Origin of the sequence: Bacillus sp. SIMBA_074, assembly GCF_046534555.1 — a bacterium.
Taxonomy (GTDB): Bacteria; Bacillota; Bacilli; order Bacillales; family Bacillaceae_G; genus Bacillus_A; species Bacillus_A mycoides.
The window spans coordinates 1-231 of sequence record NZ_JAWRYM010001333.1 but is presented as its reverse complement, the minus strand read 5'-3'; the positions used below and the strand labels follow the sequence as shown (position 1 = coordinate 231).

1 pseudogene is annotated in these 231 nt (G+C 50.6%); it reads left to right on the top strand.

The annotated features are described in order from the left end of the window. Window positions 1-25: 25 nt before the first annotated feature. A pseudogene (locus tag SB773_RS35025) lies at window positions 26-231 on the top strand (hypothetical protein); the annotation flags it as partial.

Here is a 231-nt window from a genome sequence, read left to right as displayed (position 1 = left end):
AATCGGTATGCAGGAAGTGCGCACCATGAAAGTCGTTACAGATGAATTGGAGAAGCTGGGAATCACGTATGAAATCGTTCCAAACGGAGGCATCATCGGGACGATCTGCGGTGAGCAGGAGGGCAAATCGTTAATCCTGCGAGCGGACCTCGATGCGCTGCCCATGCAAGAAGCAGAAACGAACCTGAAAGGAAAGAAAACGGTAGTCTCCCTAAATGATGACGCAGCTCA